The organism is Streptomyces sp. ISL-36, assembly GCF_018614205.1.
Classification (GTDB): Bacteria; Actinomycetota; Actinomycetes; order Streptomycetales; family Streptomycetaceae; genus Streptomyces.
In genome coordinates, this window is the sequence record NZ_JAGGOS010000145.1 from 1 (window position 1) to 8,379 (window position 8,379).

Genomic DNA, 8,379 nt, shown 5'->3' on the forward strand with positions numbered 1-8,379 from the left:
GCGGGCGCGGCGGCCGGAGCGGCCCCCGCGGCGCCGATGACGGCCAGCTTGGCGCCGACCTCGGCGGTCTCGTCCTCACCGACGGTGATCTCCAGGAGAACGCCGGAGGTGGGGGCGGGGATCTCGGTGTCGACCTTGTCCGTGGAGACCTCGAGCAGCGGCTCGTCGGCCTCGACGGTCTCGCCGACCGACTTCAGCCAGCGGGTGACGGTGCCCTCGGTGACGGACTCGCCGAGCGCCGGCAGGACGACGTCGGTGCCCTCGGCGGAACCGCCGCCCGCGGCTGCCTCGGCCGTGGGGGCGGGAGCCGGGGCCTGGACCTCGGTGGAGGGGGCGGCCTGCGGAGCGGGGGCCGGGGCCTCCTGCTGCGGGGCCGGAGCCGGGGCGGCTGCCTGCTCGGCGGCCGGAGCCGGAGCGGCGGCGGCGCCGCTGCCGTCGTCGATGATCGCCAGCTCGGCGCCGACCTCGACGGTCTCGTCCTCGGCCACCTTGATGGAGGCGAGGACACCCGAAGCCGGGGCCGGGATCTCGGTGTCGACCTTGTCGGTCGAGACCTCGAGCAGCGGCTCGTCGGCCTCGACGCGCTCGCCCTCGGCCTTGAGCCAGCGGGTGACGGTGCCCTCGGTGACGCTCTCGCCGAGCGCCGGCAGGGTTACGGAAACCGACATGGTTTCAGTTGCTCCTAACGAATTGCGGAAAGTGGTCGTCGCGCCCGTTGATGACGTGAGCGTCAGTCGTGGGAGTGGAGGGGCTTGCCGGCCAGGGCCAGGTGAGCCTCGCCGAGCGCCTCGTTCTGCGTCGGGTGGGCGTGGATGAGCTGCGCGACCTCGGCCGGCAGCGCCTCCCAGTTGTAGATCAGCTGCGCTTCGCCGACCTGCTCGCCCATGCGGTCACCGACCATGTGGACGCCGACCACGGCACCGTCCTTGACCTGGACGAGCTTGATCTCGCCCGCGGTCTTGAGGATCTTGCTCTTGCCGTTGCCCGCGAGGTTGTACTTCAGGGCGACGACCTTGTCCGCGCCGTAGATCTCCTTGGCCTTGGCCTCGGTGATGCCGACGGAGGCGACCTCGGGGTGGCAGTACGTGACCCGCGGCACACCGTCGTAGTCGATCGGAACGGTCTTCAGACCGGCCAGACGCTCCGCCACCAGGATGCCCTCGGCGAAGCCGACGTGCGCGAGCTGGAGGGTCGGGACGAGGTCGCCGACCGCCGAGATCGTCTCCACGTTGGTGCGCATGTACTCGTCGACGAGCACGTAGCCGCGGTCCATCGCGACGCCCTGCTCCTCGTAGCCGAGACCGGCCGACACCGGGCCGCGGCCGATGGCGACCAGCAGCACCTCGGCCTCGAAGGTCTTGCCGTCGGCCAGGGTGACCTTGACGCCGTTGTCGGTGTACTCGGCGGACTGGAAGAAGGTGCCGAGGTTGAACTTGATGCCGCGCTTGCGGAAGGCGCGCTCAAGAAGCTTGGAGCTGTTCTCGTCCTCGACCGGGACCAGGTGCTTCAGGCCCTCGATGACGGTGACGTCGGTGCCGAAGGACTTCCACGCGGAGGCGAACTCGACGCCGATGACACCGCCGCCGAGGATGATCGCCGACTCCGGGACGCGGTCCAGGGTCAGCGCGTGGTCCGAGGAGATGATCCGGTTGCCGTCGATCTCCAGGCCCGGCAGCGACTTCGGTACGGAACCGGTGGCGAGGAGGACGTGACGACCCTCGACGCGACGGCCGTCCACGTCGACGGAGGTCGGGGAGGAGAGGTGGCCGTGGCCCTCGATGTATGTCACCTTGCGAGAGGCGACCAGACCCTGCAGGCCCTTGTAGAGGCCCGAGATCACATCGTCCTTGTACTTGTGGACGGCCTTGATGTCGATGCCCTCGAAAGAGGCCTTGACACCGAACTGCTCCGCCTCGCGCGCCTGGTCGGCGACCTCGCCGGCGTGGAGCAGGGCCTTGGTGGGGATGCAGCCGTTGTGCAGGCAGGTGCCGCCCAGCTTGTTCTTCTCGATCAGTGCGACGTCCAGGCCCAGCTGCGCTCCGCGCAGCGCCGCGGCGTAACCGCCGCTACCGCCGCCGAGGATCACTAGGTCGAAAACGGTGCTGGCGTCGTTCGCCACGTCACGTCCTCCATGCATGTGCGCCGGTCGCCGGTCGTCGATGACCGGGCGGCGGCTGGTGTTCGGCCGCTTTTATTTCGGCCCTGTGGTGGGGGCCCTGTCCTGCCGAGAACCCATCTTCGCACTTGTTGCCGGAAGGCGGGACGCGGGGCCGGGTCCTGAGACGGGGGATCGTCCGTACGGGCGGGTCACGCGGGCGTACGAACCTACGGATTTCGTCGAGGGCGCAACGGGTACGGCCCCGGGAACCTCGTTCCCGGGGCCGTACCCGTCGTCGTCCGGCGGATCAGAGCTCGCCGTCGGCGGTCCGCTCCGCCAGCCTCACCAGGGTGCGGACCGCGGAGCCCGTGCCGCCCTTCGGCGTGTAGCCGTACGGCGCGCCCTCGTGGAAGGCCGGACCCGCGATGTCCAGGTGGGCCCAGGTGATGCCCTCGCCCACGAACTCCCGCAGGAAGAGACCGGCGACCAGGCCGCCGCCCATGCGCTCGCCCATGTTGGCGATGTCGGCGGTCGGGGAGTCCATGCCCTTGCGCAGGTCCGCGGGGAGCGGCATCGGCCAGGACTGCTCGCCGACCTCGTCGGCGATCTCGTGGATCGCGGTGCGGTAGTCGTCGTCGTTGGCCATGATCCCGAAGGTCCGGTTGCCGAGCGCCAGGACCATCGCGCCGGTCAGGGTCGCCACGTCGACGATGGCGTCCGGGTTCTCCTCCGAGGCCCGGGTCAGCGCGTCGGCGAGGACGAGCCGGCCCTCGGCGTCGGTGTTCAGGACCTCGACGGTCTTCCCGCTGTACATCCGCAGCACGTCGCCGGGGCGCGTGGCCGAGCCCGACGGCATGTTCTCGGCGAGCGCCAGCCAGCCGGTGACGTTGACGGCCAGGCCCAGCCGCGCGGCGGCGACGACCGCGGCGAACACGGCGGCGGCGCCGCTCATGTCGCACTTCATCGTCTCGTTGTGGCCGGCCGGCTTCAGGGAGATGCCGCCCGAGTCGTAGGTGATGCCCTTGCCGACCAGGGCGAGGGTCTTCTCCGCCTTCGGGTGGGTGTAGGCGATACGGACCAGGCGCGGCGGGTTCTCCGAGCCGGCGCCGACGCCCAGGATGCCGCCGTAGCCGCCCTTGGCGAGCGCCTTCTCGTCGAGGACCTGGACCTTCAGGCCGTGCGCCTTGGCCGCGGTCTGCGCCTCGGCGGCGAAGGTGGCCGGGGTGAGGTCGTTCGGCGGCATGTTGACCAGGTCGCGGGCGCGGTTGATCTCCTCGGCGACCGCCTGGGCGCGCTCGGCGGCGGCCTTGTAGGCCTTGTCGCGCGGCTTGCCGCCGAGCAGGGCGACCTCGGCCAGCGGCTTCTTCGCGTCCTTGCCGTTCTTGCTGTTCTGGTAGGCGGTGAAGGCGTACGCGCCGAGCAGCGCGCCCTCGGCGATCGCCTCGGCGTCCTCGACGGCGGCGATCGGCAGCGCGAACGCGGCCTTCTTGGCACCGGTGAGGGTGCGGGCGGCGGTACCGGCGGCACGGCGCAGCGCCTCCGCGTCGTACCCCTGACCGTCCTCGGGCGCGGGACCCAGGCCGACGGCGAGGACGACGGGGGTCTTCAGACCGGCGGGGGAGGGCAGCTTGGTCGCCTCACCCTCGGCACCCGAGGCACCCAGGGTCTCCAGGACGGCGGCGAGCTTTCCGTCGAACGCCTTGTCCACGGCCTCGGCGCCCGGGGCGACGACGATGCCCTTGCCGGACTTCGCGACGCCGACGACGAGGGCGTCGGCGCGCAGCGTCGCCGCGCCGGCAGTGCTGAGAGTGAGAGCAGTCACGGTGGTGAAATCTCGCTTCCATTGAGTTCTGTGGCGGTCGAGGGATGGGCCGACCGTGCCCGCCGCATCGTATTTCGGCCCGGAGAGCGCCGAGAACGAGCCTACGCTCGCTCTTCGTGCTCGCTCACGGCGACGGTGATTCACTCATCCGTGGTGTCTCTTCCGCGTTTACCGCGCAGGGCGGCGGAGCTCGTCCACACTCGCCTCATTCACGCAAGCGCGGTACCCGCGTCTTCGCATCATCTCCACAGGTCCTCCCGCTCCGGGACGGCCTGCCGAGGGGGGACACCACTCGATGGACTCTGCCGGATCCCGCATGCCCGCGGCCGCCCGTACCGCGGCCCTCGCCGCCGCCGCGCTCCTGGCCACGGTCGTCCCGTCGGCCGGAGCGAGCGCCGTCGAGCCCGTCCCGAGGATCGATCTGACCGTCCTCGTCGTCGACGACGGCGGCAGCGCGGTCGAGGCCATCACCTCCGAGCTGCGCTCGACGGGAGTGCCGTACCGCACGGTCGATCTGAACGACCCGAGCCGTCCGGTCATCGACGCCGCCTTCCTCGCCGAACCCTCCGACAGCACGACCGGCCGCCCCCGCGCCAGGTACCAGGGCGTGGTCATGCCCCACGAGACCGCGTTCGGCCCGGACTCGGCCGAACAGACCGCGCTCGCCGCGTACGAGAGGACCTTCGGCATCCCGCAGGTCGACGCGTACACCTGGGCCCACCCCGGCGTCGGCCTCGACTACACCAGCGAGGGCGGCTACTCGGGCCCCCTCGACGGAGCCGCCGCCTCCGTCACCGCCGTCGGGAAGGCGGGCCCCTTCCGCTACCTCGACGGACCGCTGACCTTCGAGGACAACGACCCGGACATCTCCGAGAGTTACGGCTACGCGGGGCGCCCCCGCGCCGGATTCACCAGCTACCTCGACGTGCCGGCCGCGGACGGCGGACGGGCCAGCCTGATCGGCGAGTACGCCCACGACGGGCGCCGCGAACTCGTCGTCACCTTCGCCTACAACCGGTACCAGCGGCAGTTCCGCGCGCTCGCCCGCGGCATCGTCGAATGGCTCACCCAGGGCGTCCACCTCGGACAGAGCCGCAGCTACTTCTCCGTCCACGTCGACGACGTCTTCGCGCCCGACGCCCGCTGGGACACCGCGCGCAACTGCACCCCCGGCGACTTCGACTGCGCCGGCGACGACGGCGAGGGCGTGAACCCGGTCCGGATGACCCCCGCCGACGCCCGGTACGCCGCCGCCTGGCAGAAGGCCGCGGGCTTCACCCTCGACATGGTCTACAACGGCGGCCAGGGCGAGCAGTGGAAGACCGAGCACGGGGGCACCGACCCGCTCGCCGCCCAGCTGATCGCCGACCGCGCCCAGTACCGCTGGATCAACCACACCTACACCCACCCCTTCCTCGGCTGCGTCCAGGACAACACCACCGTCCCCTGGCAGTGCGCCAGGAGCGCCACCGGAGCCACCCTGTGGATGAGCCGCGCCGAGATCTCGGGGCAGATCCGCGACAACCACGGCTGGGCCGTCGGCAAGGGCCTCTCCGTCGACCGGAGCGAACTCGTCACCGGTGAGCACTCCGGCCTGAAGACCCTGCCCCAGCAGCCCACCGACAATCCGAACCTCGCCGGCGCGCTCTTCGACAACGGCGTGAAATGGGTGGCGAGCGACAACTCCCGCGAGCCGCTGCAACGTTCCGTCGGCGCCGCCGGGACCGTCCCGCGCCACCCCATGAACGTGTACTACAACGTGGGCACCGCCGCCGAGATGGCCGACGAGTACAACTGGATCTACACCGCGCGGGCCGACGGCGGCAGCGGGATCTGCGAGACCGACCCGGCCTCCACCTGCCTGCCCGCCTCGCTCGACCCCGCCACCGGCTACGCCTCCCACATCGTGCCGCGGGAGGCCCGCACGGCCCTCTCCCACATCGTGGCGAACGACCCGCGCCCGCACTACGTCCACCAGTCCAACCTCGCCGAGGAGCGGCTGCTCTACCCCGTCCTCGACCGGGTCCTCGCCGACTACCGCGCCCTGTTCGCGGAGAGCGCCCCCCTGGTCAACCCGCGCCAGCGCGACGTCGGCACCGAGCTGAACCGCCGCACCGCCTGGGACCAGGCGCTCGCGGCCGGCAAGGTCACCGCCTACCGCGTCGGCACCACCGTCACCGTCAAGGCCCCGGCCGGCGTGGCCGCGCCCATCACCGCCCCCGAGGGCACCCGCAAGCGGCTCCCCCTCGGCACGGCGGCGTTCGGCACGCCCTACGCGGGTGCCCGCTCGGCCTGGACCGCGCCCGAGCCCCTCCAGTCCACCGTCACGCTCACGCTCCCGACCGCCTGACCAGCACGTTTCCGGGGGGAACGCATCCATGCCGACCAGCAGGGGGAGCGGTGGCCGTCACGTCACCATGCTCACCGAAGGCACCTATCCACACGTCCACGGGGGAGTGAGCACCTGGTGCGACCAACTCGTCCGCGGCATGCCGGAGGTCGACTTCGCCGTCCTCGCGCTCACCGGCAGCGGGCGCGAACCGGTCACCTGGGAGCTGCCGCCCAACGTGTACCGCCACACCTCCTTCCCGCTCTGGGGCGCCGGGCGCGGGCCGGCCGCGGGCCGGCCCACGCGAGGGCGTGAGCGGCGCCGATTCCTCGACACGTACGAGCGTTTCCTGCTCGCGATACTCGACCCGGAGGCGGGCTGCGACTTCGGCGAGGCGCTCTACGCCCTGGCCGAACGGGCACGCCGCGGACGGCTCACCGCCGCCCTGCGCTCCGAGCGGGCGCTGCGCTCCCTGATGTGGATCTGGACCATGCCCCACCTGCCGACGGCCGCGGCCCGGCCCACCGTCCACGACGCGCTGACAGCCACCGACCTGCTGGAACACGCCCTGCGTCCGCTCGCGGCCAAGATCGCCGAGGACAGCGTCGCGCACGCCGTCTCCAGCGGGCTCGCCACCCTGCCGGCGCTCGCCGCCCAACACTTCGAAGGGGTGCCCTTCCTGCTCACCGAACACGGCATCTACCTGCGGGAGCGCTACCTCGGCTACCGCACGGAGCCCCAACGCTGGCCGGTCAAGGCCCTGATGCTCGGCTTCTACCGCGAGCTGAACTCGCTCGGCTACCGCAAGGCCGACCTGATCACCCCCTGCAACCAGTACAACCGGCGCTGGGAGGAGCGCGGCGGCGCACCGGTCGACCGCATCCGGACCGTCTACAACGGCGTCGACCCGCACGCCTTCCCGTACACCGAGGCCGAACCCGACGTCCCCACCCTCAGCTGGGCCGGCCGGATCGACCCCATCAAGGACCTGGAGACCCTCATCCGGGCGTACGCCGTCTCCCGCGCCGAACTCCCCGAGCTGCGGCTGCGGTTGTTCGGCCCGGTCCCGGCCGGCAACGAGGACTACCGGACCCGTCTGGAGAAGCTCGCGGCCGAGCTGGGCGTCACCGACGGCATCACCTTCGAGGGGCGGGTCTCCGACGTCGCCCGCGCGTACGCGGCGGGAAACGTCGTGGTGCTCTCCTCGATCAGCGAGGGGTTCCCCTTCTCCCTGATCGAGGCCATGTCCTGCGGCCGGGCCACCGTGTCGACCGATGTCGGCGGTGTACGGGAGGCCGTCGGCGACACCGGCCTCGTCGTCCCGCCGCGCGAACCCGCCGTGATGGCGGCGGCCGTGACCGAGCTGCTGCGCGACGGGGAACGCCGCGCGGAGCTGGGCCGCAGGGCCCGGCAGCGGGTCGTCGACCGGTTCACCCTCCACCGCTCGGTGGACGGCTTCCGGCAGATCTACCGCGAGCTCGCCGGCCGGCCCGCCGCTGCGACGAGAGAGCCGGACGACTGGACGGTCCGCCTCACCGACCCCTGGCGCCAGGAATTCGTCGGGGGAGGCTCCCTGTCGTGAGCGGCTCCCTCTGGCTGAAGAACGGCACCCTGCGCGACACCCTCCCGGCCGTCCCACGCCAACGGCCGGGCGGATCGGTCGCCACCGACCCGCTCGACGAACTCGCGGACCGACTGGACGCGCTGGCCGCGGTCGCCGTCCACCCCGACGAGATAGCCGCGATACTCGAGTCCGACGGCCTGACCGACGACCACATCCGTCTCACCTACGGGCGCGACGACTCCTTCGCCCTCGCCGAGGACCTCTACGCACGGGTGGAGCGGCGCCACCCCGCACCGGAGGCGCCGCCCGGCGGGCGCTGGCACACCGGCCTCGCCGGCTGTCTGCTGCGCGGCCTCGTCTTCGCCCTGCCCGGGCTCGCCTACGTCCTCGGCGCACCCCTCCTGTCCGGCCCCCGCGGTCCGCACGGGCTGCCCGCCGGAACGGTTCCGCTGCTCGCCGGGGCCGTCACCGGCTGGGTGTGGAACCAGGCCCTCTCCCACCGCGCCTACTCCTGGCTCGGTCTCGGCGACCGGCGGGCCGCCGCCCGCGCACTGCTCACCGGCGCC

At 72.1% G+C, this 8,379-nt stretch carries 5 protein-coding genes and 1 pseudogene; 3 read left to right on the top strand and 3 right to left on the bottom strand.

The window, feature by feature from the left end:
• From J7E93_RS31810 to J7E93_RS31820, 3 genes are all read right to left on the bottom strand, one after another.
• Window positions 1-668, bottom strand: a 668-nt coding sequence (locus tag J7E93_RS31810; RefSeq protein ID WP_285440976.1) for a biotin/lipoyl-containing protein, incomplete at its 3' end; no start/stop codon positions are given.
• Between the two features lie 62 nt (window positions 669-730).
• Window positions 731-2,119 (bottom strand): dihydrolipoyl dehydrogenase, encoded by a 1,389-nt coding sequence (gene lpdA / locus J7E93_RS31815; protein ID WP_215073501.1) that lies wholly within the window; start codon window positions 2,117-2,119, stop codon window positions 731-733.
• Between the two features lie 286 nt (window positions 2,120-2,405).
• On the bottom strand, window positions 2,406-3,920 hold the full coding sequence (locus J7E93_RS31820; RefSeq protein WP_215073502.1) for a leucyl aminopeptidase: 1,515 nt from the start codon (window positions 3,918-3,920) through the stop codon (window positions 2,406-2,408).
• Between the two features lie 295 nt (window positions 3,921-4,215).
• On the opposite strand from J7E93_RS31820, the gene J7E93_RS31825 reads away from it, so the two are divergent.
• The 3 genes and pseudogenes from J7E93_RS31825 to J7E93_RS31835 all read left to right on the top strand — a co-directional run.
• Complete coding sequence (locus tag J7E93_RS31825) at window positions 4,216-6,270, top strand: hypothetical protein (RefSeq protein WP_215073503.1); 2,055 nt, start codon at window positions 4,216-4,218, stop codon at window positions 6,268-6,270.
• Window positions 6,271-6,298: 28 nt separating this feature from the next.
• On the top strand, window positions 6,299-7,831 hold the full coding sequence (gene pelF, locus J7E93_RS31830) for a GT4 family glycosyltransferase PelF (protein WP_215073504.1): 1,533 nt from the start codon (window positions 6,299-6,301) through the stop codon (window positions 7,829-7,831).
• A pseudogene (locus J7E93_RS31835) lies at window positions 7,828-8,379 on the top strand (hypothetical protein); the annotation flags it as partial. The gene pelF and the pseudogene J7E93_RS31835, both read left to right, overlap by 4 nt.

Excerpts from the sequence above, each read along its gene's own strand:
- J7E93_RS31825 (WP_215073503.1), top strand. The coding sequence starts at position 4,216 with ATGGACTCTGCCGGATCCCGCATGCCCGCGGCCGCCCGTACCGCGGCC.
- pelF (WP_215073504.1), top strand. The coding sequence starts at position 6,299 with ATGCCGACCAGCAGGGGGAGCGGTGGCCGTCACGTCACCATGCTCACC.